This window comes from Streptomyces nogalater (assembly GCF_039532885.1).
GTDB lineage: Bacteria > Actinomycetota > Actinomycetes > Streptomycetales > Streptomycetaceae > Streptomyces > Streptomyces nogalater.
Genome location: NZ_BAAASM010000024.1, coordinates 55867 through 77446 on the forward strand (window position 1 = coordinate 55867; position 21580 = coordinate 77446).

General features: G+C 72.3%; 21 protein-coding genes. 12 read left to right on the top strand and 9 right to left on the bottom strand.

The window, feature by feature from the left end:
- Positions 1–83 precede the first annotated feature (83 nt).
- Together ABD350_RS17875 and pepN are read left to right on the top strand one after the other, a co-directional pair.
- Complete coding sequence (locus ABD350_RS17875; RefSeq protein ID WP_344349139.1) at positions 84–329, top strand: hypothetical protein; 246 nt, start codon at positions 84–86, stop codon at positions 327–329.
- Positions 330–507: 178 nt separating this feature from the next.
- Positions 508–3084, top strand: a complete 2577-nt coding sequence (gene pepN / locus ABD350_RS17880) for an aminopeptidase N (protein ID WP_344349140.1) — start codon at positions 508–510, stop codon at positions 3082–3084.
- Between the two features lie 58 nt (positions 3085–3142).
- On the opposite strand, the gene ABD350_RS17885 is transcribed toward pepN, so the two are convergent.
- The 3 genes from ABD350_RS17885 to ABD350_RS17895 form a co-directional block, all read right to left on the bottom strand.
- Complete coding sequence (locus tag ABD350_RS17885) at positions 3143–3688, bottom strand: NUDIX hydrolase (RefSeq protein ID WP_344349141.1); 546 nt, start codon at positions 3686–3688, stop codon at positions 3143–3145.
- Between the two features lie 9 nt (positions 3689–3697).
- Positions 3698–4822, bottom strand: a complete 1125-nt coding sequence (locus ABD350_RS17890; protein WP_344349143.1) for an adenosylhomocysteinase — start codon at positions 4820–4822, stop codon at positions 3698–3700.
- Between the two features lie 99 nt (positions 4823–4921).
- Positions 4922–5272: an ATP-binding protein gene (locus ABD350_RS17895; protein ID WP_344349144.1), complete on the bottom strand. Its 351-nt coding sequence runs from the start codon at positions 5270–5272 to the stop codon at positions 4922–4924.
- A 108-nt stretch (positions 5273–5380) separates the two neighbouring features.
- Here ABD350_RS17895 and ABD350_RS17900 point away from each other — a divergent pair, with 108 nt between their 5' ends.
- Complete coding sequence (locus ABD350_RS17900; RefSeq protein ID WP_344349145.1) at positions 5381–5923, top strand: GntR family transcriptional regulator; 543 nt, start codon at positions 5381–5383, stop codon at positions 5921–5923.
- Entirely contained in the window at positions 5920–6699 is a 780-nt protein-coding gene (locus tag ABD350_RS17905; protein WP_344349146.1) for a GntR family transcriptional regulator, read from the top strand. Before ABD350_RS17900 ends, ABD350_RS17905 begins: the two co-directional genes overlap by 4 nt.
- 34 nt (positions 6700–6733) lie before the next feature.
- Here the strand turns inward: ABD350_RS17905 and ABD350_RS17910 are convergent, their stop codons facing one another.
- From ABD350_RS17910 to ABD350_RS17935, 6 genes are all read right to left on the bottom strand, one after another.
- Positions 6734–7642 carry a LysR family transcriptional regulator gene (locus ABD350_RS17910; protein ID WP_344349147.1) on the bottom strand — a complete coding sequence of 303 codons (909 nt, stop codon included), beginning with the start codon at positions 7640–7642 and terminating at the stop codon, positions 6734–6736.
- A 22-nt stretch (positions 7643–7664) separates the two neighbouring features.
- Complete coding sequence (locus ABD350_RS17915; RefSeq protein WP_382466758.1) at positions 7665–8600, bottom strand: DMT family transporter; 936 nt, start codon at positions 8598–8600, stop codon at positions 7665–7667.
- Between the two features lie 227 nt (positions 8601–8827).
- Complete coding sequence (locus ABD350_RS17920; protein ID WP_344349148.1) at positions 8828–9106, bottom strand: hypothetical protein; 279 nt, start codon at positions 9104–9106, stop codon at positions 8828–8830.
- Between the two features lie 119 nt (positions 9107–9225).
- Complete coding sequence (gene malQ, locus ABD350_RS17925) at positions 9226–11319, bottom strand: 4-alpha-glucanotransferase (protein WP_344349149.1); 2094 nt, start codon at positions 11317–11319, stop codon at positions 9226–9228.
- On the bottom strand, positions 11320–11559 hold the full coding sequence (locus tag ABD350_RS17930; RefSeq protein WP_382466760.1) for a hypothetical protein: 240 nt from the start codon (positions 11557–11559) through the stop codon (positions 11320–11322).
- Positions 11560–11816: 257 nt separating this feature from the next.
- Positions 11817–12353, bottom strand: coding sequence for an HNH endonuclease (locus ABD350_RS17935; protein WP_030608086.1), 537 nt, complete (start codon positions 12351–12353; stop codon positions 11817–11819).
- Between the two features lie 314 nt (positions 12354–12667).
- Between ABD350_RS17935 and ABD350_RS17940 the strand changes: the two genes are divergently transcribed.
- The 8 genes from ABD350_RS17940 to ABD350_RS17975 all read left to right on the top strand — a co-directional run bounded on the left by ABD350_RS17940 (position 12668) and on the right by ABD350_RS17975 (position 21464).
- A complete protein-coding gene (locus ABD350_RS17940; RefSeq protein ID WP_344349150.1) occupies positions 12668–13774 on the top strand; it encodes a mechanosensitive ion channel family protein in 1107 nt (368 codons plus the stop codon).
- Positions 13775–13907: 133 nt separating this feature from the next.
- Positions 13908–14597 (top strand): Uma2 family endonuclease, encoded by a 690-nt coding sequence (locus tag ABD350_RS17945; RefSeq protein WP_344349151.1) that lies wholly within the window; start codon positions 13908–13910, stop codon positions 14595–14597.
- 237 nt (positions 14598–14834) lie between these two features.
- Positions 14835–16046 carry an ROK family transcriptional regulator gene (locus ABD350_RS17950; protein ID WP_344349152.1) on the top strand — a complete coding sequence of 404 codons (1212 nt, stop codon included), beginning with the start codon at positions 14835–14837 and terminating at the stop codon, positions 16044–16046.
- 52 nt (positions 16047–16098) lie between these two features.
- Entirely contained in the window at positions 16099–17445 is a 1347-nt protein-coding gene (locus tag ABD350_RS17955; protein ID WP_344349153.1) for an ABC transporter substrate-binding protein, read from the top strand.
- A gap of 56 nt (positions 17446–17501) precedes the next feature.
- Positions 17502–18383, top strand: a complete 882-nt coding sequence (locus ABD350_RS17960; protein ID WP_382466764.1) for a carbohydrate ABC transporter permease — start codon at positions 17502–17504, stop codon at positions 18381–18383.
- Between the two features lie 3 nt (positions 18384–18386).
- Entirely contained in the window at positions 18387–19220 is an 834-nt protein-coding gene (locus ABD350_RS17965) for a carbohydrate ABC transporter permease (RefSeq protein WP_344349155.1), read from the top strand.
- 7 nt (positions 19221–19227) lie between these two features.
- A complete protein-coding gene (locus ABD350_RS17970; RefSeq protein WP_344349156.1) occupies positions 19228–20493 on the top strand; it encodes a 6-phospho-beta-glucosidase in 1266 nt (421 codons plus the stop codon).
- The gene (locus tag ABD350_RS17975) at positions 20484–21464 is read left to right on the top strand and encodes an N-acetylglucosamine kinase (protein ID WP_344349157.1); all 981 of its coding nucleotides are present in this window, start codon (positions 20484–20486) and stop codon (positions 21462–21464) included. Before ABD350_RS17970 ends, ABD350_RS17975 begins: the two co-directional genes overlap by 10 nt.
- The last annotated feature ends 116 nt before the right edge of the window (positions 21465–21580 follow it).

Genomic DNA, 21580 nt, shown 5'->3' on the forward strand with positions numbered 1-21580 from the left:
GCGCCGCGCACCGCGCGCCGCGGTGGCACCCATCGCCCCCGTGCCGGAAAACCCCCACGAGGGCGTGGAAGGAAGGTAGGCCCATGAAAGCACTACGCGTGAGGCGTCTCCTCGCGGCAGCCGCGGCCGGCACCGTCCTGGCCGGTGGCGCGGCCATCGGCACGGCGGGTACGGCCTCGGCGGCCACACCGGGGCAGGTCTCCACCCACCACGGCTGTTCCGACCGCGGTGGCTGGGGGCACGGCTGCGGCTTCCACAACAACTTCTTCGGCAACGGCTTCCACAACGGACTCGTCGGCACCGGTGTCGTGGTGATCGTGGTGAGCTGAGCGCGCGACGCGGACCAGCGGCGCACGGAAGGCCGTCCCCGGGCGGCCTTCCGTGTGTCCGTGCCCTCCTCGGCGTACGGCCCCGGACGCCACGGTGACCGGGGGGAAGCGGACATCGCGTTCCCCCGCGCTCCCGTGGAAGGATGGCGCAACCGACACATATCGAGGAGATGACCGCGTGCCTGGCACAAACCTGACTCGCGAAGAGGCGCAGCAGCGGGCCGAGCTGCTCACCGTTGACTCGTACGAGATCGATCTCGACCTCTCCGGCGCGCAGGGTGGGGGCCCCTACCGGTCCGTGACCACGGTGCGCTTCGACGTGGCCCGGGGCGGCGCCGAGTCCTTCATCGACCTGGTGGCGCCCACCGTCCACGAGGTGGTCCTCAACGGCGACCCGCTCGACCCCGCCGAGGTCTTCAAGGACTCGCGGATCGCGCTGCCGGGCCTGCTGGAGGGCCCCAACATCCTGCGGGTCGTCGCGGACTGCGCCTACACCAACACCGGCGAGGGCCTGCACCGCTTCATCGACCCGGTGGACGAGCAGGCGTACCTGTACACGCAGTTCGAGGTGCCGGACGCCCGGCGCGTCTTCGCCTCCTTCGAGCAGCCCGACCTGAAGGCCACCTTCAAGTTCACCGTGAAGGCGCCCGAGGGCTGGACCGTCGTCTCCAACTCTCCGGCCCCGGAGCCGAAGGACAACGTCTGGTCCTTCGAGCCGACCCCGCGGATCTCGACGTACATCACCGCGCTGATCGCCGGCCCGTACCACTCCGTGCACAGCGTGTACGAGAAGGACGGCCGGTCGGTGCCGCTCGGCCTCTACTGCCGGCCCTCGCTCGCCGAGTTCCTGGACGCGGACGCCATCTTCGAGGTCACCCGGCAGGGCTTCGACTGGTTCCAGGAGAAGTTCGACTACGCCTACCCGTTCACCAAGTACGACCAGCTGTTCGTGCCCGAGTTCAACGCGGGCGCGATGGAGAACGCGGGCGCGGTGACCATCCGCGACCAGTACATCTTCCGGTCGAAGGTGACCGACGCGGCGTACGAGGTGCGCGCGGAGACCATCCTGCACGAGCTGGCCCACATGTGGTTCGGCGACCTGGTCACCATGGAGTGGTGGAACGACCTGTGGCTGAACGAGTCGTTCGCCACGTACACGTCGATCGCCTGCCAGGCCGCGGCCCCCGGCTCCCGCTGGCCGCACTCGTGGACCACGTTCGCCAACTCCATGAAGACCTGGGCCTACCGGCAGGACCAGCTGCCGTCCACCCACCCGATCATGGCGGACATCCGCGACCTGGACGACGTGCTCGTCAACTTCGACGGCATCACCTACGCCAAGGGCGCCAGCGTGCTGAAGCAGCTGGTGGCGTACGTCGGCGAGGACGAGTTCTTCAAGGGCGTGCAGGCGTACTTCAAGCGGCACGCGTTCGGCAACACGCGCCTGTCCGACCTGCTGGGCGCCCTGGAGGAGACCTCCGGCCGGGACCTGAGGACCTGGTCGAAGAAGTGGCTGGAGACGGCCGGCATCAACATCCTGCGCCCCGAGGTGGAGACGGACGCCGACGGTGTCATCACCTCCTTCGCCGTCCGCCAGGAGGCCCCGGCGCTGCCCGCCGGCGCCAAGGGCGAGCCGGTGCTGCGCCCGCACCGCATCGCGATCGGCCTCTACGACCTGTCCGACGCCGGCAAGCTGGTGCGCACCGACCGGATCGAGCTGGACGTCGACGGCGAGCTGACGGCCGTACCGCAGCTGGCCGGCAAGCGCCGCCCGGCCGTGGTGCTGCTCAACGACGACGACCTGTCCTACGCCAAGGTCCGGCTGGACGAGCGGTCGCTCGCGGTGGTCACCGAACACCTCGGCGACTTCACCGAGTCGCTGCCGCGCGCGCTGTGCTGGGCGTCGGCCTGGGACATGACGCGGGACGCCGAACTGGCCACCCGCGACTACCTCTCCCTGGTGCTCTCCGGCATCGGCAAGGAGACCGACATCGGCGTGGTGCAGTCGCTGCACCGCCAGGTGAAGCTGGCCATCGACCTGTACGCCGACCCGTCCGCCCGCGAGGCGCTGCTGACCCGCTGGACCGACGCCACGCTGGCCCATCTGCGCGCGGCCGAGGCGGGCAGCGACCACCAGCTGGCCTGGGCGCGGGCGTTCGCGGCGACCGCGCGCACGCCCGAGCAGCTGGACCTGCTGGAGGCCCTGCTCGACGGCATGCAGACCGTCGAGGGCCTGGCCGTCGACACCGAGCTGCGCTGGGCGTTCGTGGAGCGGCTCGCGGCGGTCGGCCGGTACGACGAGACGGAGATCGCGGCCGAGTACGAGCGGGACAGGACGGCGGCCGGTGAGCGGCACGCGGCCACCGCCCGTGCCGCGCGTCCGACGCCGGAGGCGAAGGCCGAGGCCTGGGCGTCGGTCGTCGACTCCGACAAGCTGCCCAACGCCGTGCAGGAGGCCGTGATCGGCGGCTTCGTGCAGACCGACCAGCGGGAGCTGCTCGCGCCGTACGCGGACCGGTACTTCGAGGTCCTCAAGGACGTGTGGGCGTCCCGGTCGCACGAGATGGCCCAGCAGATCGCCATCGGGCTGTACCCGGCGGTCCAGGTCTCCGAGGACACCCTGGCCAAGACCGACGCCTGGCTGGCCGCGGCCGAGCCGAACGCGGCCCTGCGCCGGCTGGTCTCGGAGTCCCGCGCGGGCATCGAACGGGCCCTGAAGGCCCAGGCGGCGGACGCGGCGGCGACGTCCCACTGAGCCACCACCGAAGGGCGCCCGGTCTCCGTACCGGGCGCCCTTTCGTGTGCGCGTCCCATCAGCGCAGGGCGAGGAGAACCCGGCCGCGCAGCGTCTCGTCCTCGATCGCGCCAGCGTGACGCCAGGCAGCGTCCGTCACCTCCTCGGTCTGGAGATCACCGACGTCGGCCGACGTGCGGAACATGAACCGGAAGTCGAAGTGCCGGTGATCCGGCTCGCTCTTGGCGGGATTGGCCGGGATCGGGTGGACGTCGATGTGTACGGGGCACTCCCCTACCGGGACGACAGCTGAGCCGGGGATGCCCGTTTCCTCGGTCAGCTCGCGCAGTGCCGCGGCGAGGAGAGTGGTGTCGCCCGGTTCAAGGTGTCCGCCGGGCAGCAGCCAGCGCCTAAGGGCCAGGTGTTCGATGTGGAGGACTCGCCCCGCGGGATCGGCCAGGACCGCTCCCGCCGTAGCGTGCCCCCGGAACTCCTTGCGACTGGTGATGTCCGCCGCCGGGTCGTCGAGCAACGTCGTGATGCGGGCGAGCCTCTCCTTCTCCGCCGGGCGGGCATTCAGGTACGCGTCGACGGTCGTGCGGATGTGGTCGGCTGTGATGGGCACAGTACGTCCTCACTGGTTGAAGTAGTCGAGCCAGGTCGCGGCGATGGTGGCGCGATCGGCCGGACCGATCTCGTGCATGCCCGGGTCGAGTCCGTCACGAGCGAGCACTGCGGAAGCGGCGAGTATCTCGGCCTGCACCAGGAAGATGAACGGTCCCACGCTGGCGCCGTGCAGGAAGTTGACGGCGTTGCCGCCGTTGAGGAGGTAAAAGTAGTGCCCCGTCGTCAGGTACCGGGTGATGTGCGGGCCGACGTGGGTGCGCTCGTACACGTCGGCGAGGCCGGCCAGTTCGAGTTCGTCCTCGCTGCTGGTCACGGTGGCGACGTACGCACCGTTGCGCAGCCGGCCGAAGTCCTCGCCTCGTAGCGAGAGCGCTCCGGTGGCACAGAGGACGAGCCCCGCGTCCTCCAGCCCGTTGGCGAGTGCCCGCGCCACCGCGAAGCCCTGGGACAGCGCCTGTGTACGGCGAACGGGATCGACGTCGTAGACCGTCACGCGTACACCCTTGGCGTGCAGCAGGCGGGCGATGCTCGACCCGAGCTTGCCGAACCCGATGACGAGAGCGGTACGGCCGTGCAGGATGTCGCCCCGGCTCCGCATGAGTGCCTCGGTCGAGAACACGACCGACTGTCCCACGAGGAAGTCCTCGGGCTCCTTGAGCGGTGAGCGTGCCACCGACACGACTGGGCAGGGCAGTTTTCCCAGCTCGGAGTACCGGCGATGCCCATTCTCGGTGTCCTCCACCACACCGATGATCCGGCCCGAGAACCGGCTGCACACCTCCTCGATCGATGGAGCGAAGTATCCGCCTACGTCGAGAAGGACCACCGGCCGACCCGCGGCCCGTGTCTCGATGTACCGAACGGCTCGGTCCGGCTCGGCGAACAGTTCCCGGGACAGCTTGTCGCACACATGTCCGTTGCGCTCGATTTCGCGCTGGGCCTCCGCGTGCACGGATTTCGGTTTGGGCAGCACTGCCCTGAGGTCCGTCACACACGCCACCGCTCGGACGAAGGCCGGGCGCTCGGGCGGAAGATGGGTGATCAGGAAGGCGGCCGGCCGCTCCTCGGGACTGAAGCGGAAGGCGATCCGAGTGAAGTACGCATCGAGCCGCGCCCTTTCACCTGCTTCCATCGCGCACCTCCGGTGCGGCCGGAAGACCGCATTTGAATTCCGTCCACACGATCTTGCCGGGGTTCTGCCGGGTGACGCCGAAGTCGTCGGCAAGGGCACTCACGATGCGAAGCCCCCTGCCCCGCACCCCTCGGCCGGGCCCCGCACGATCTCCGGGTCTCCGCCTCCGCTGTCCCGCACTTCGATGCGGATCAATGAGTCGCTCCCGACAGCTCCCACGCAGAACTCGCGCCCCGGCGGCACGCCGTGCAGTACGGCATTCGTGGCCAGCTCCGAGACGCAGATGAGTACGTCGTCATGCCGGTCGAGGTATCCCCACTGCGTCAGGGTTTCGAGCACGAACGCCCGGGCGGCTCTGACGGATCTGGGAGAGCGGGGAAAACGTCGTTGCCGTAAGAGGGACATGCCGCACCACCACCTCGCTGCAGGTTGCACGATCGATGGCACCATACCGCCTTTCGCGAAATACAGTAAGGTTGGTCACCCGTCAGAGCGTCACCGACGCGCGTCACTTACCGTGTAGACCGGCAAGGTCGGCGACCGACTCAGGAGGACACTGTGGGCGACAGCGCGTGGGTCAGTACTTCGATGCCGTACCTGACGCCACGGGAGCAGGGGCAGCCGGACGCTTGGGGAGCCGAGGCCGCGGCGAGAGGCGGCAAGGGCAGTCAGCGCATCGTGCAGGCAGGGGAGGTGCCCGCCCCGGAGGAAGTCGCCGCTCTCCTGGGCCTGCCCATGGGCGAGAGCGTTGTCGTACGCCGACGGATCATCGAGTTCGACGGCGAGCCCTGTGAGTTGACGGACACGTACTATCCCGCCGACGTGGCCCGTGGGACTCCTCTCGCCGAGCGAGGAAAGATCCCCGGTGGAGCGGTGACCCTACTGGCCGGACTCGGCCACGTCGGCAGGCGTGTGCGTGAGGACGTGACCGCTCGACTGCCCAGCTCGGAGGAGCGTGACGCCTTGCGACTGGCCCCCGGTGCGCCGGTCCTCACCCTGAGCCGGGTCACTCTGGACGACAGGGACCGGCCCATTCAGGTCGACATGATGGTCATGCCGGCCCATACACAGCGGCTGCGCTACGAAATGCGGATCGGATGATCGTGCCCCCTACTGATAGCGGCGCCGAGGACCGGCGGTCTCTGCACGAGCGGATCGCCGCCGATCTGCGGGACGACATCATGAGCGGCAACCTGGCGCCCGGCTCCGCCCTGCCCTCGACCGCTCAGCTCAAGGCGAGGTTCAATGCCTCCAACGCGACCATTCAGAAGGCGCTTCAGCTGCTCAAGGCCGAGCGGCTCGTGGTCGGTCGCGCCGGAGCCTCCGTCACCGTCCGCGCGCATCGGCAGCGCACCATGCGCCCCGCTTCGTACATGGCTCCAGCCGGGGCGGGGCAGCCTTTCCGCTGGCTTACCGAGGCCGGCAAACCGGGCTCCGAGGCCCGCAGCACCCTCCTCGGCGTGAGTGAGGTCCGGCCTCCCGCCGACGTCGCGGCGGTCCTGGGCATCGCCGACGACGAGACGGTCTTCCTGCGGCACCAGGTGCTCTCCATCGACGGGGAACCGGTCGAACTGGTCAAGTCGTACTATCCGTCGGCACTCGCCAGGGGGACCGCCATCACGGAGAAGCGGAAGATCAGGGGCGGCACCCCGGCCCTGCTCGCCGAACTCGGTTTTCCGCCGCGCCTGAGCATGGACCGCGTCTCCGCACGAGTACCGACCCAGGAGCAGTACCAGGCATTGCGCCTGCCGAGCGACCTTCCGGTGCTGCGGACCCTGCGTGTCGTGTACAGCGACGGCGACCGCCCCATCGAAGCCACCGTCATGGTCAAGGCGGGGCACCTCTGCGAAGTGCAGTACGAGTTCACCCCGGAGTGACCGGGCATACCGGTGCCGCCCCGGCTGTGCGTCCTCACCCCTCGGGCGCCGGGTCCGCCGCCCGGCGCAGGGCGTGGAGGACCCCGGCGGTCGCCGGGGCGGCGGCGCCGCCGCTGCGCACCGCTGCCGCCACGTGCCGTACCGGGCCGTCGGCGCCCAGTTCCCTGAGGACCACGCCCGCGCGCCGGCCGGCCGCCATCCTCGGGACCAGGGCCACCCCCATGCCCGCCTCCACCATGGCGAGGATCGCGGTCCAGCCGGAGGCCGAGTGGCCCTGGTGGGGGGTGAAGCCGGCCGCCTCGCAGGCGCGGCGGGTGATGTCGGACCAGGGGCCGCTGCCGCCGTAGATCCAGGGCTCGGCGGCGAGGTCGGTGAGGGTCAGGCCGGGGGCCGAGGCCAGCGGGTGGTCCGGGGGCAGGGCCACGTCCAGCGGGTCGGCGAGCAGCGGGACGTGGGTGAAGCGGGCGTCGGCGGCGCCGGGGGCCTCGGCCGCCAGGGACAGGGCCAGGTCGACGTCCCCGGCGGCCAGCAGCCGGTACGCCTCGGCGGCCTCCGTCTCCCGGACCCGGACGGTCACCCGGGGGTGGGTCTCCCGCAGGGCCCGTACGGCCGGGACGACCAGGGCGGGGACGGCGGTCGGGAAGGCGCCGACGCGGACCTCCCCGGCATCGCCGTGCGCGTAGGCCGCGAGGGCCGCGTCCGCCCGCTCCAGCTGCTCGAACACCGGCTCCGTGTGCGCCAGCACCAGCCGGGCCGCGTCGGTGAGCCGGACCCGGCGGCCGTGCGCCTCCAGCAGGTCGACGCCGAGCTGGGCGGCGAGATTGGTGAGTTGCTGGGACACCGCGGACGGGGTCATGTGCAGGGCGGCGGCGGTCGCGGTGACCGTGCCCCGTTCGCGCAGGGTACGCAGAATCCGCAGCTTCCTCAGATCCCACTCGCTCATGCGCGCACGCTACACGGCACCGTCAGCGGCGGGAGCCCGCGCCCAGCACCACCCCGGCCAGGATCAGCGCCAGGCACAACAGGCCGGTGGCACCGGTGTGTTCGCCGAGCAGCGCCCAGGACAGCGCGGCCACGCAGACCGGCTGGAGGTAGTAGACGATGCCGGCGCGGGTGGCGCCGATCAGGGCGACGGCCTTGTTCCAGGCGAAGAAGGCGAGCGCGGAGGAGGCCACGCCGACGTAGAGCAGGGGCAGCACCGTGCCGGGTGCGGGGTCGAAGCCGCCCTGCGCGGCGAGGCTGACGGCGTGCGCGGGCAGCAGCAGCACGGTGCCGGCGAGGAAGGTGGTGAACAGGAAGGCCGTGGCGTCCAGTTCGGCCGGCCGGCGGCGCAGCAGCGCGCTGTAGCCGGCGAAGCAGCAGGCGGCGGCCGGCATCCACAGGGTGCCCGGGGTGAAGCCCGCGCCGCCGCCGGCCACGAGCAGCACCACGCCCGCGCAGGCCAGGAGCAGCCCGGTGGTGCGCCGCGCGCCCAGCCGTACCCCGCCGAACCGCTCGAACACGGCCATGAGCACCGGTGAGGCGGCCATGATCATGCCCATGGTGGCGGCCGGGGTGGTCAGGCCGGCCTGGTTGACCAGGGTGTTGTAGAGGGCGACGCCGAGGAGGGAGACGAGGAGGACGTAGCGGGCGTGCTTGCGCAGGAGGTGCCGTTGCCGCCAGGCCCGGCGGGCGCCGAAGGGCGCGACGGCGAGCAGCGCGATCACCCACCGCCAGAAGGCGTGCTGGACGGGCGGCACGCTGTCGTGCAGCCCGCGTGAGGTGACGAAGCTGCCGGACCAGACGAGGGTGGCCAGCGCGGCGCAGGCCAGGCCGAGGAGGGGGGCGGCGGCCTGCCGGGAGCGGGTGGCGCGGGGTGCGGTGGCGGTCGCGAGGGGGGTCTGGTGCGCGGCTGCGGGCACAGAAGGCCTTTCGGGTCGGCTTCCTCGGGAAGAGTGGTGTCCCTACCGTCGCAAGGCCTGAACCGTCAGGTCCATCGAATCTTTACGATCGTTCTTTTCAGTTCTCCTGAACAGTGCTGGGCGGGGTACGCGAAAACGCCGAGGGCGCCGGTCCCCCGGGTACGGCATACGCGCGTACCGGCGGGAGGACGGGCGCCCCCGGCGAACGAACCGGCGAGGCGGCCGGGTCAGGCCTTGGCCCCTCCGGGCTTGACGTTGATGTTGGAGGAGGTGGTGTCCTTCTTGGCCCGCGACTTGTCCAGCAGCATGACCAGACCGGCGATCACCACGAACAGCACCAGCGGGAGGAAGACGTACAGGCCCAGCGTCTGGATGACGCTCAGGCCCGGGCCGGGGTCGTCACCGTCGTCGCGGGTCAGCGCGAGCGCGGGGGACGACATGAGCAGCATCATCAGCGTCGTACCGGCGGCCAGGGCGCCGGCGCGCAGGGCGTTGTTCTTGTCCACGCATTCAAGTTAGCGAACCGGGCTGAAGGCCGCGCGCCCGGGGTGCCTTACCGCCCCGCCCGCGCGGCCCGGCGGGCGGGGGCCGGCGCCCCCGCACCCCCCTGCCGACACCCCTGGCCTCAGCCTCCCGGCGGCCGGTCCTCCCGGAGGACGTCCAGCAGGCCCCGCAGCCGCGGCGAGGCGACCAGCTCCTCCAGGGGGACCGGGCGGCCCTCCCGGTCGGCGAGCGGGAGGCGCCAGTTCGGGTATTCGTCCCAGGTGCCGGGCAGGTTCTGCGGCCGCCGGTCGCCGACGCCGTCCGGGAGCCAGACGCCGATCAGCCGGGCCGGCGTGCGCAGCAGGAAGCGGTGGACGGCGCGGATCTCCTCCTCCTCGTCGGAGCCGGGCGGCCCGGCCGCCGTCAGGTCCAGCAGGCCGAGGCTGCCCAGCAGGGCCAGCCACTCGGCCGCGTCGGCGGTGGCCTCGGCCCGCTCCTCGGCGGCCGGGCGGCCCAGCAGGCCGAGGCGGTCGCGCAGCTCGACGTGGTCGCCGGTGAGCCGGGCGGCGGTGGGCGGCAGATCGTGGGTGGTGGCGGTGGCCAGGCAGTCGGCGCGCCAGCGCTCGGGCGGCAGCGGACGGCCGTCGCCCTCCCAGTCCCGCTCGAACCACAGCACGGAGGTGCCGAGCACCCCGCGCCGCTGGAGCGCCTCGCGCACCCCGGGCTCGACGGTGCCCAGGTCCTCGCCGATCACCACCGCCCCGGCACGGGCGGCCTCCAGGGCGAGGACGGCGAGCATGGCGTCGGCGTCGTAGTGCACGTAGGTGCCCTCGGTGGGCGGGCTGCCCGCAGGGACCCACCAGAGCCGGAACAGGCCCATGACGTGGTCGATGCGCAGGGCGCCGGCGTAGCGGAACAGGGCGCGCAGCAGCTCGCGGTAGGGCGCGTAACCGGTGGCGGCGAGCCGGTCGGGGCGCCAGGGCGGCAGGCCCCAGTCCTGGCCGCGGGCGTTGAAGGCGTCCGGCGGGGCGCCGACGGACATGCCGGCGGCGAACACGTCCTGCTGGGCCCAGGCGTCGGCGCCGGCCGGGTGCACGCCCACGGCGAGGTCGTGCACGATCCCGACGGGCATGCCGGCCTCGCGGGCGGTGCGCTGGGCCGCCCGGAGCTGGTCGTCGGTGAGCCAGGCCAGGCGGGTGTGGAACTCCACGCGGCCGGCGAGCGCGGACCTCGCCCGCGCGGTGGCGGCCGAGCGCGGGTCGCGCAGCCCGTCCGGCCAGCGGTGCCAGTCGGGGCCGTGCACCTCGGCGAGGGCGCACCAGGTGGCGTGGTCGACGAGGGCCTGGCCGTGGGCGGCGCGGAAGGCGTCGTAGGCGGCCCGCCGGCCGGGGCCCAGGGGGACCGCCAGGACCACCTCCAGTGCCTCCCGCTTCAGTTCCCACACGGCGTCCCGGTCGATCAGGGCGCCCTTGTCCAGGACGGCGGCGCGCAGCCGTCCGGCCCGCTCCAGCAGGCCGTTCAGCCGCTCGCGGTCCCCGGCGTACGCGAACTCGGGGACGTCCTCGATGCGCAGATGGACGGGGTCGGGGAAGCGGCGCGAGGAGGGGCGGTACGGGGAGGGGTCGGTGGGGGCGCCGGGTACGGCCGCGTGCAACGGGTTGACCTGCACGAATCCGGCACCGGCGGTGCGTGAGGCCCAGCCGGCCAGCTCCGCCAGGTCGGCGAGGTCGCCCATGCCCCAGGAGCGGTGGGACAGCAGGGAGTACAGCTGGACGAGGAGGCCGTAGGAGCGGCCGGGCGGGGCGGGCAGCCGGTCGGGGGCGACGACGAGACGGGCCTCGCCGGTGCGGCCGTCGGGGGCGGTGGCGGTCAGCCGGTGGACGCCGGGCGGCAGGTCCGCGATCCCCTCCCGGTCCTCTCCCTGCTCGGTCACCACGCGCAGCACGGTGCCGGCGGGCAGGCCGGTGAGGGCGGCGGGCGGCTCGGCGCCGGCCCAGCGGACCACCGTCGGCGGCAGCAGCCGCTCGCGCAGCTCGCGTTCCCGGGCGGCGAGGGCGGCGCGCACGGCTTCGGGGCCGGTCGCGTCGACGCCCAGGGCGGCGAGCGCCGCGGTCACGGCGGAGGCGGGGACCGGGACCGTACGGTCCGGGGCGGGGCGGTAGGAGGTGGCGACCCCGTGCAGCTCGGCGAGCCGGGCGAGGTCCTCCGCGAGGTGGTCCTCGGGCGCCGCGGCCATCTACAGCCCCGGCGCGCAGATGTCCGGGACCGGGTCGGACTCGCTGGTCAGCGGGGCCGCCTCGGCGAGCGGGGGCTCGCTGGTCAGCGGTTCGGCGTCGGGCAGCGGCGGCTCGCTGGTCAGCGGCGCCTGCGCGTACCCGCTCTCCGCGCTGAAGACGCACAGCGGCGCCTGGCCGGGCCCGGCGGACTGTGCCGCCACGGGTTTGGACGGGGCCGGGATGCTGAGGCGAGCGGCCACGGGGGCCTCCTTGTCGGTGTGCGGATGCCACGGCTCGGACATGGACGGGTTACGGCAGGCCTACCCCGTAAGCCCGCGCCCACGCGCGGCAGCCGCCCGGCGCCCGGGTGATCCGGGGCCGGCCCGGTGACCGGCACGAGGGGTGCGGGGCCGTACCGGTACGCGCCCGCGCCCACGTCACGGCGCGCGCCCGCACGTACGCCACGGCGCGCGTCACCCCGGACCTGACCGGCCAGGCCCGGTGCGGACCGGACCGGCTAGGCCGACACCCCGTCGATCCGGGCCAGCGCGTCGTCCGCGCCGTACGGCTGCAGGTACGGCAGCCAGCGCGGGTCGCGGTGCCCGGTGCCGATGATGCGCCAGGCCAGCCCCGTCGGCGGAGCCGGCTTGTGCCGCAGCCGCCAGCCCAGCTCCACCAGGTGGCGGTCGGCCTTGACGTGGTTGCAGCGGCGGCAGGAGGCCACCACGTTGTCCCAGACGTGCTTGCCCCCGCGACTGCGCGGGATGACGTGGTCGACGCTGGTTGCGACGCCACCGCAGTACATGCACCGGCCCCCGTCGCGTGCGAAGAGCGCACGGCGGGTCAGCGGGACGGGCCCCCGGTAGGGGACCCGGACGAATCGCTTCAGCCGGACCACGCTGGGTGCGGGGAGGGTGACGGTCGCGCTGTGCATATAGGCGCCGGATTCCTCAAGGGAGACGGCCTTGTTCTCCAGGACGAGGACGAGCGCGCGGCGGAGCGGTACGACGCCGAGCGGCTCGTACGACGCGTTGAGGACCAGGACATGCGGCACGGGTGCCTCCTTGGGCGTCGGCGGCGCGTGGCTCGCGCCGGGACGATCTGCAGTCAGTCTCTCCTCAGGCCTGATGGAAGCGCCACCATGTCCCGGTAACGGGCTGGGAGTGTTTTCGACCACATCTGATTCATCCCCCGCACCCCGGCCTGTTCAAGCCCGCGTGAGCCGTGTCTCTCCTTCCCGCCCGCCGCCCGGATCGGCACGGGGGACCCGGGATGCCCCGTTAGTGTGGTGGTCCCGTCCGTCCGGTGACCATTTCGTGATCTTGACCCCCGCCGGTACGGACCGCGCAGCACCTGGAGGTACCTGCCGTGTCGTCCCTGTCCGCCCTCCTCGTGGCCGCCGGCGCGTCGCCGTCCCCGTCACCGTCGCAGTCGACGACCCCGGCCGTGCCGACGCTCCAGGACGCCCAGGAGAGCGCGACGAACGCGGCGAGCTGGGTGGAGCAGAACTGGTCGACGTGGCTCGCGATGGGCCTGAGGATCCTGCTGATCGTGGTCGTGGCGGTGGCGCTGCGCGCGGCGGTGCGGCGGGCGATCACCCAGCTGATCGAGCGGATGGGCCGTACCGCGCAGGCCGTGGACGGCACCGCGCTGGGCGGGCTGCTGGTCAACGCCGAGCGGCGGCGGCAGCGCTCGGCGGCGATCGGCTCGGTGCTGCGCTCGGTGGCGAGCTTCCTCATCCTCGGCACGGCCGCGCTGATGGTGCTGTCCACCTTCGAGATCAATCTGGCGCCACTGCTGGCGTCGGCCGGTGTCGCGGGTGTGGCCATCGGTTTCGGCGCGCGCAACCTGGTCACGGACTTCCTGTCCGGCGTGTTCATGATCCTGGAGGACCAGTACGGCGTCGGCGACGTGATCGACGCGGGCGTGGCCACCGGTGAGGTGATCGAGGTCGGGCTGCGGGTGACCAAGCTGCGCGGCGACGGCGGGGAGATCTGGTACGTCCGCAACGGCGAGGTCAAGCGGATCGGCAACCTGTCGCAGGGCTGGGCGACGGCCGGGGTCGACGTGACCGTCCGGGCGAGCGAGGACCTGGACCGGGTCAAGGCCACGCTGGACGACGTCGCCCAGCGGATGAGCCGGGAAGAGCCCTGGAACGAGCTGCTGTGGGGCCCGGTGGAGGTGCTCGGCCTGGACTCGGTGCTGATCGACTCCATGGTGGTCCGGGTCTCGGCGAAGACCATGCCGGGCAAGTCGGTGCCGGTGGAGCGGGAGCTGCGCTGGCGGATCAAGCGGGCGTTCGACGCGGCGAGCATCCGCATCGTGGGCGGCGCGACGGCGGTCGAGGACGCCGAGGACACCCCGGACCCGACGGCCACGGTGGCGGCGCCGTCGGTGTACGCCAACGCGGACTCGCCGCAGTCGGCGGCGGCGTCCCCGATCGTCACCCAGCGGCCGGCACCGCCGGCGAAATAGCGGAACGGTTTCAGCACACTCGTTCGAGTGAACAGATGGGGCATTCCGGCGCGGGGGCGTACGGAATGCCCCATCGTTCTGCCGGGGCGCCCGGCACGGGCTTAGCCTGGCATCAGCGTGACGAGGAGAAGCGATGAGCGCCGAACCGATCATGGAGCCGATCATGGAACCGGTCGTGCCGAAACCGCAGCCGCAGCCGCAGGTGGACCCCATCGACCTGTTGGAAGCGTTCGAAAAGGCGGCAGGATCAATGCCGATTCGAGCGGAGTTCATCGAGGGGACGGGCATCGTGCCGCCTCAGCCGGAACATCGACACAACGCTGGCATCGTGAAGCTCATCGTTCAGTTCCACCTCGCCGGGTTCGACCTGGCCGGCGTGAACGACGGCTTCCGGGTCACTCAAGCGGACGGGACAACCATGGCACTGGTAGTACCGGACTTCTACGTCTGCCGCCGGGAGCCAACCGAACTCGACGAGTCCTATCGGAAAGCGCATCGCGGCTGGTACCCCATCGATCTGCTTGCCCTCGTCGGCGAAGTCACCTCCACCAACCACGAAATGGACACCGGCCCCAAGCTCCGCGCCTACGCCGCCGCCGGCATCCCCGTCTACGTCCTCATCGACCGCCACGCCAAGACGGCCCACTGCTACACCGACCCCGTCGCCCCCCAGAAGACCGACGAGGCCGACGAGAGCGACGAGAGCGACGACGACCCCGCCGAGGCGTACTACAGCTCCGACACCAAGGTCACCCTCGGCGACCCGCTGCCCCTCCCGGCGCCGTACCCCGCTCTGGACACCTCCCCCTTCCTCAAGAGCTGAAATCCACGACCCTCGCGGCCCCGGGCGACGACAACGTTGCCTCGGGGCCGCTGTCTTCCGACGCCTATTGACGCCCCCTTCCTCCTCGGCTTACGTTCCTCCCACCCGGACAGGAAACTTTCCTAACAGTGATCACGGTGATCACGGCGAGATCCCAGGGCTCTGTCGATCAAGGACTGGACGCCTCACCCGGGACACTGAAAAGCTGGGCGGCCGGAAAGGCAGGTGTGGACCCCCATGGCAGCAACCGCCGGTACGCCGGGCACCCCGCGCGTCCTGCGCGCCATGAACGACCGCGCCGCCCTGGACCTGCTGCTGGCGCACGGGCCGCTGTCGCGCACCCGGATCGGCAAGCTCACCGGCCTGTCCAAGCCCACCGCCTCCCAGCTGCTGGCCCGCCTGGAGGCGGCCGGGCTGGTCCGGGCCACCGGCACCAGCGAGGGCCGGCCGGGCCCCAACGCCCAGCTGTACGCGATCGATCCGGGCGTGGCGTACGCCGCCGGGCTCGACGTCACCCCGCACCGCATCCGGGCCGCCGTCGCCGACATCACCGGCCGCACGGTCGGCGCGTACGAGCTGCCCACCCCCGGCCGGCGGCCCGCCCAGCCGGTCGTACGGCAGGTGACCGACGCCCTGGACGGCGCGGTCAAGGCCGCCGGGCTCGTCCGGTCCGATGTGCACCGGCTGGTGATCGGCACCCCCGGCGCCTTCGACCCGGGCACCGGGCGGCTGCGCTACGCCTCCCACCTGCCCGGCTGGCACTCCCCCGCGCTGCTGGACGACCTCGCGGCGGCGCTGCCGATGCCGGTGGAGTACGAGAACGACGTCAACCTCGCCGCCGTGGCCGAACAGCGGCTCGGCGCGGCCCGCGGCCACGACGACTTCGTGCTGCTGTGGAACCAGGAGGGCCTGGGCGCGGCCCTGGTCCTGGGCGGGCGGCTGCACCGCGGCTGGACCGGCGGCGCCGGCGAGGTCGGCTTCCTGCCGGTGCCGGGCGCCCCGCTGGTCCGCCAGGTCACCAAGGCCAACAGCGGCGGCTACCAGGAACTGGCCGGCACCCAGGCGCTGCCCGGGCTGGCCCGGGAACTGGGCATATCCGACGTGCCCCCGGGACCGCACGCCGAGGCCGCCACCCGGCTCGTGGCCCGCGCCGCCGACCACGCCGACGGCCCCCACCGGGAACTGCTGCGGGCCTACGCCACCCGGCTGGCCACCGGCCTCGCCTCGCTCGTCTCCGTCCTCGACCCCGAACTCGTCGTCCTCGGCGGCTCCGCCCTGACGGCCGGCGGCGAGGTGCTGCGGGCCCTCGTCCAGGCCGAACTGGCGGAGCTGGCCGCGGCCCGGCCCCGGCTGGTCGTCGGCGAGGTCCGCGAACACCCCGTGCTGCGCGGCGCGCTGGAGTCCGCGCTCGCCGCCACCCGCGACGAGGTCTTCGACACCTCGCGCTGAGCGCCCCCGGCTTTCCCTCTCCTCGCCGACCCGTCCCCTGGGAGACCTCGTCATGCCCACACCCATACCCAGAGTCGCCCGAAAAGCGGCTTTCGTCCTGACCGCCACCGCGGTGCTGCTCACCGCCGCGTGTACCGGCCGGCCCGTCGGAAGCGCCGACGACGATCCCTCGAAGGAGGCCACGATCACCTTCTGGCACGCCTGGAGCGCGCCGAACGAGGTGAAGGCCGTGCGGTCGCTGGTCGCCGGGTTCGAGCGGGCGCACCCCAACCTCCAGGTGAAGGTCGTCGGGAACATGACCGACGACAAGATCAACCAGGCGTTGCGGGCGGGCGGCGACCGGGCCCCGGACGTGATCTCCTCGTTCACCACCAACAACGTCGGCAGGTTCTGCTCCTCGGGCGCGCTGGTGGACCTGAACCCCTTCTTCGCGAGGTCCGGGATCGACCCGGAGAAGACGTTCCCGAAGCCCATGACCGAGTACACCGCGTTCGAGGGCGACCGGTGCGCGGTCCCGCTGCTCGGTGACGCGTACGGGCTCTACTACAACAAGACGGCGTTCGCGAAGGCGGGCATCACGCACCCGCCGAGGACCTGGTCGGAATTCCTCGCCGACGCCAAGAAGCTGACCATCCGTCAGGGCAGCGGCTACCGGCAGCTCGGGTTCATGCCGAACTACCACGGCTGGGAGACCACCACCGAGCACTACCTCGGCCAGTTCTCCCCTGCGTACTTCGACAAGAACGGCAAGTCGAACGTCGCCAAGGACCCGGCGTTCGCGCGGGCCTTCACGCTCCAGAAGAAGCTCGTGGACGAACTCGGCGGATTCCGCAGGCTGGAGCGGTTCCGGGCCACCCTCGGCGACGAGTGGGGCCCCAGGCACCCCTTCCACACCGGTCAGGTCGCCATGCAGCTCGACGGCGAGTGGCGGCTCGGCATGGCCGAGGAGGCGAAGCCGGACTTCGAGATCGGCGTGGCCCCGCTGCCCGTCCCCGACGACCAGGCCGGCCAGTACGGCAAGGGCTACATCACCGGCACCATCGCGGGCATCGCCGCCACCAGCCGCAAGCAGAACGCCGCCTGGGAGTTCGTCAAGTACGTCAGCACGGACACGGACGCGGTGACCGGCTTCGCCAACGACATCCACAACGTGCCCTCCACGCTGGCCGCGCTGAAGTCCCCGAAGCTGACGTACGACCCGCGGTTCAAGACCTTCCTGGACATCGCCGCGAACCCCCACTCCACCTCGTCGCCCGCCTCCGTCAACGGCGGGGTGTACCTGGTGACGATCCAGCAGTTCGGCTACGACTACGAGAGCGGCAAGGCCACCGACCTGAAGGCCGGGCTGGAGAAGACGGCCGCGCAGATCGACACCGACATCGTGCAGGCGCGGCCGTGAGCGCCCCCGCCCTGGCGGCGAAGCGCCGCCGCGCGACCCTGCGCACGCTCGCCTTCATGGCGCCCTGGCTCGTCGGCTTCGCGCTCTTCTTCGCCTACCCGCTGATCTCCACCGTCTACTTCTCCTTCATGCACTACGACGGCTTCCGCCCGCCGGAGTGGACCGGCGGGCGGAACTGGCGCTACGTCTTCGAGCACTACCCGCTGTTCTGGCCCGCGCTGCGCAACACGCTGTGGCTGGTCGTGGTGATGGTGAGCCTGCGGGTGGTCTTCGGGCTGGGCGTCGGGCTGCTCATCACGAAGATCAAGACGGCTACGGGTGTCTTCCGCACCCTGTTCTACCTGCCGTACCTCGCCCCGCCGGTCGCCGCCACGATGGCCTTCGCATTCCTGCTCAACCCGGGCACCGGGCCGGTGAACTCCCTGCTGGAGAAGGCCGGTCTGCCCGCGCCGGGCTGGTTCGGCGACCCTCAGTGGTCCAAGCCGGCGCTGACCCTGCTGGCGCTGTGGGGCATCGGCGACCTGATGGTGATCTTCATGGCGGCGCTGCTCGACGTGCCGGCGGAGCAGTACGAGGCGGCCCAGCTGGACGGCGCCTCGGCCTGGCAGCGGTTCCGGTACGTGACGCTGCCGGCCATCTCCCCCATCGTGATGTTCGCGGTCGTCACCGGAGTGATCCAGACGATGCAGTACTACACCCAGCCGCTGGTCGCCGGAAAGGTCGCCTCGGGGGTGATCCAGGGCGCCGGCACCCAGTTCGAGCCCGGCTATCCCGACAAGTCGACGCTCACCCTCCCCCAGCTCGTCTACAACCTCGGCTTCCAGCGCTTCGACTACGGCTCGGCGTGTGTGGTGGCGCTGGTGCTGTTCGCCCTGTCGATGGCGTTCACCGCGCTGCTGATGCGGCGCCGCGGCGGCCTGATCCAGGCAGGTGACTGACGTATGACCCGCCGCAAGGCACCTCTGCAGTGGATAGCGGTCCACTCCCTGGGCGTGGCCGCCGCGCTGTTCTTCACGCTCCCGTTCGTCTTCCTGTTCCTCACCTCGCTGATGAGCGACAGCCAGGCCCTGAGCCGGGACCTGGTCCCGCACACCTGGGAGTGGGGCAACTACCGGAAGGTGTTCGACACCCCCGGCTTCCTCACCTGGTGGCGCAACACGCTGCTCTACGCCGGCCTGGGCACCGTCCTCACCGTGGTGTCCTCGGTGCCGGTGGCGTACGCGCTCGCCAAGTTCCGCTTCCGGGGCCGCAGGCTGTCGCTGATGCTGGTGATCTCGATGATGATGCTGCCGCCCCAGGTGGTCGTCATCCCGATGTACCTGTTCTGGGCCAGGCAGCTGGACCTGTCCGGCACGCTGTGGCCGCTGATCCTCCCCATGGCGTGCGGGGACGCGTTCTCCATCTTCCTGCTGCGCCAGTTCCTGACCACGATCCCGGACGAGTACCTGGACGCGGCCAAGGTCGACGGCTGCGGCGAACTGCGCACCCTGCTGCGGGTGGTGCTGCCCATGGCCAAGCCGGGCATCGCGGCCGTCGCCCTCTTCCAGTTCTTCTACGCCTGGAACGACTACTTCGGCCCGCAGATCTACGCGTCCGAGAACCCCGGCGCCTGGACCCTGTCCTACGGGCTGGAGTCCTTCAAGGGCGCCCACCACACCGACTGGAACCTCACCATGGCCGCGACCGTGCTGGTCATGGCGCCCGTCATCCTCGTGTTCTTCTTCGCCCAGAAGGCGTTCGTCGAAGGCGTGACGCTCACCGGAGTAAAGGGTTGATCTGACTGTGAAACTCACCGTGGTCGGCGGCGGCTCGACCTACACCCCCGAACTCGTCGACGGCTTCGCCCGGCTGCGCGACACCCTGCCCATCGAGGAGCTCGTCCTGGTCGACCCGGCCGCGGACCGGCTGGAGCTGGTCGGCGGCCTGGCCCGGCGGATCTTCGCCCGGCAGGGCCACGGCGGCCGGATCGTCACCACCTCCGACCTGGACGCGGGCGTCGACGGCGCCGACGCCGTCCTGCTCCAGCTGCGCGTCGGCGGCCAGGCGGCCCGCGAGAAGGACGAGACCTGGCCGCTGGAGTGCGGCTGCATCGGCCAGGAGACCACCGGCGCGGGCGGCCTGGCCAAGGCCCTGCGCACGGTCCCGGTCGTCCTCGACATCGCCGAACGGGTCCGCCGGGCCAATCCGCGCGCCTGGATCATCGACTTCACCAACCCGGTCGGCATCGTCACCCGGGCTCTGCTCCGGGCCGGGCACCGGGCGGTCGGCCTGTGCAACGTGGCGATCGGCTTCCAGCGCAAGTTCGCCGCCCTGCTGGACACGGCCCCGGCCGACGTACACCTGGCGCATGTGGGCCTGAACCACCTCACCTGGGAAACGGGGGTGCGCCTGGGCGGGCCGGACGGGGAGGACGTGCTGCCCCGGCTGCTGGCCGGGCACGGCGAGGCCATCGCCGCCGACGTCCGCCTGCCCCGCCCCCTGCTGGACCGCCTCGGCGTGGTCCCCTCCTACTACCTGCGCTACTACTACGCCCACGACGAGGTCGTCCGCGAACTGCGCACCAAGCCCTCCCGGGCCGCCGAAGTGGCCGCCATGGAGAAGGAGTTGCTGGCGATGTACGGCGACCCCGCGCTGGACGAGAAGCCCGCGCTGCTGGCCAGGCGCGGCGGCGCCTTCTACTCGGAGGCGGCCGTGGACCTCGCGGCGGCCCTGCTGGGCGGCGGCGGCAGCCCGTACCAGGTGGTGAACACGCTCAACCGGGGCACGCTGCCCTTCCTGCCGGACGACGCGGTGATCGAGGTGCAGGCCGCGGTCGGCCCGGCGGGCCCGGTCCCGCTGCCCGCTCCGGCGCTCGACCCGCTGTTCACGGGCCTGATCGCGAACGTGACGGCGTACGAGGACCTGGCTCTGGACGCGGCGCTGCGCGGCGGCCGGGACCGGGTGTTCCGCGCGCTGCTGGCCCACCCGCTGATCGGGCAGTACGAGTACGCCGACGCCCTCACCGACCGGCTGGTCGCACACAACCGGGAGCACCTCGCGTGGGCCTGACCTCGACCGTGCTCGCCATCGACGCGGGCAACAGCAAGACCGACGTGGCCGTGGTCGACGCCGGCGGCGAGGTGCTGGCCACGGCCCGCGGCGGCGGCTTCCGCCCGCCCGCGGTCGGCGTGCCCGCGGCGGTCGACGCGCTGGCCGCACCGGTCGCGCGCGCCTTCGCGAAGGCGGGCGTCACCTCCGTCTCCCATGTGTCGGCCTGCCTGGCCAACGCCGACCTCCCGGTGGAGGAGGAGCGGCTGGCGAACGCGCTGCGCGCCCGCGCGTGGGGCACGTCGGTGGAGGTCCGCAACGACACCTTCGCGATCCTGCGGGCGGGCGTCGCCGAGCCGCGCGGGGTGGCGGTGGTGTGCGGGGCCGGCATCAACTGCGTGGGCATGCGCCCCGACGGACGCACCGCCCGCTTTCCCGCCATAGGCCGGATCTCCGGTGACTGGGGCGGCGGCTGGGGCCTGGCCGAGGAGGCGCTGTGGCACGCGGCGCGCGCGGAGGACGGCCGCGGCGAGCCGACCGCGCTGGCCCGCACCCTGCCCGCGCACTTCGGGCTGCCCACCATGTACGCGCTCATCGAGGCCCTGCACCTGGAGCGGATCGCCCCCGCGCGCCGGCACGAGCTGGCGCCGGTGCTGTTCGCCACGGCGGCCGACGGCGACCGGGTGGCCGGGGCGCTGGTCACCCGGCTCGCGGAGGAGGTCACGGTGATGGTGACGGTCGCGCTGTCCCGGCTGGACCTGCTGGACGAACAGACCCCGGTCCTGCTCGGCGGCAGCGTCCTCACCGCCGGCCACCGCCGGCTGGACGACGCCGTACGCGCCCTGCTCGCCGCCCGCGCCCCCAAGGCCGACGTCCGCGTGGTCACGGCCCGCCCGGTCCTGGGCGCGGCCCTGCTGGGCCTGGACCGTCTGGGCGCGGGGGCGACGGCGGGCGAACGGGCGCGCCGGTACTGGGAGACGGCCGGCCCCTGACCGGTTTCCCGGGCGGCGGGCGGGCCGCCGCCCGGGCCCCCTCGGGGGAACCGATGCGCCGCCACCGGCGTCTTGGCTGCCGGGGGGTGGTACGTCCGCCGGCGCGCGCCCCGGGG